Origin of the sequence: Streptomyces sp. NPDC048275 (genome assembly GCF_040652275.1) — a bacterium.
GTDB lineage: Bacteria > Actinomycetota > Actinomycetes > Streptomycetales > Streptomycetaceae > Streptomyces.
Genome location: NZ_JBEZLR010000265.1, coordinates 1 through 1,219 on the forward strand (window position 1 = coordinate 1; position 1,219 = coordinate 1,219).

At 67.2% G+C, this 1,219-nt stretch carries 2 protein-coding genes; both read right to left on the reverse strand.

Features of this window, described 5'->3' with window-relative positions; genetic code table 11:
* Positions 1 to 15: 15 nt before the first annotated feature.
* Positions 16 to 570, reverse strand: coding sequence for a transposase (locus AB0D57_RS47830; RefSeq protein ID WP_362088789.1), 555 nt, complete (start codon positions 568 to 570; stop codon positions 16 to 18).
* Positions 567 to 1,049, reverse strand: a complete 483-nt coding sequence (locus tag AB0D57_RS47835; RefSeq protein ID WP_362088790.1) for a helix-turn-helix domain-containing protein — start codon at positions 1,047 to 1,049, stop codon at positions 567 to 569. The genes AB0D57_RS47830 and AB0D57_RS47835 overlap by 4 nt, the downstream gene beginning before the upstream one ends.
* Positions 1,050 to 1,219 lie beyond the last annotated feature (170 nt).

Here is a 1,219-nt window from a genome sequence, read left to right on the forward strand (position 1 = left end):
CTAGTGCTGGATTCCTCAAAGGAGGTACACATATCGGCGTCGTAGGGAACGGGTTGGTGGTGGGGTTCTGCCCCAGATCCAGGGACCGGCACGGGAGTTGAGCTGGTCGGTTGCGAGGGTCGTGGCCTGGGCGATGTCATCGGGGTTGGCGAATGACCGGCCGGCGAGGGCGGCTTTGCGGAAGATGCGCCACCAGCCTTCCTGCAGGTTGAGCCAGCACGCGCCGACGGGGATGAAGGCGTGGTGGATGCGGGGATGGTCCTCGAGCCAGGTCCGGGTGGACAGGCTGTTGTGGCTGGACAGGTTGTCGGTGACGATCCAGATCTTCCCGTCCGGGTTGGCGTCCTCGATCAGTTGCAGGAACTGCTGGTAGAAGACGCTGTTGCGGGAGGATGCGGTCATCGTGAGGGCCTGGCCGTCAGCTGGCCGCAGACCGCCGTAGACCCAGGTCTTCTCCGGTCCGCGGCTGTAGTCGAGTTCCGCTTTGATGCGGTGCCCGTCGGGTGACCAGGCGGGTGCGGGCGGGAAGGTCCGCGGGATCACCGGCCCCAGCTCGTCGGCGCAGATCACCGTCGCGTCGTCGGGCGGGTGGGTGTAGAGGCCGATGATCCTTGTCCTTTTGGGACGAAGTCCGGGTCCTTCGACCGCATCCAGGACCGGGTGCGGCGCCAGCGCACTCCCTCGGCGAGCAGGATGCGTCTGACCTGTGAGCGCCCCACTGCGATCCCTTCGGCCCGCGCGGCCGCGGCCAGGGAATCCAGGGTCCACTCGGGCGGCCCGGACTCGTCGAAGGCCCACAGTTCCCCGACCGGCTCCCACCGCAGTCGCCCCGGCGGGACGGTCTTGACCAAGGAGATGATCCGAGAGCGTTCCTCTTCGGTGATCCGCCGCTTGCGGCCCTGCCCGCCCAGATCATCCAGCCCTTGCAGGCCCGAGCGGTTGAAGCGGTGCAGCCAGCAGCGAACCGTTTTCTGGCTACAGCCAAGCTCCACGGCGATCGCCGGCACCCGAAGCCCCGACCAGCTCAGCTCGATCATCCGAGCTCGCATCACCGCATCCCGCGGAGCCTTCCGTGCCCCGCGACAACCGGCGAACGACTGCCCGTTCGTCCTCGTCACGCCCCGGCCGTGCCCATAAAACCATCGCCCAGCACCCGCCCCCGAGCACCCTCAACTACCCCGCCACCAGGACATATACCCAGCTAAAGAGGAATCCAGCA

What these genes read in the sequence shown, in the direction of transcription:
- AB0D57_RS47835 (WP_362088790.1), bottom strand. Translation starts at nt 1,049, where the DNA reads ATGCGAGCTCGGATGATCGAGCTGAGCTGGTCGGGGCTTCGGGTGCCG.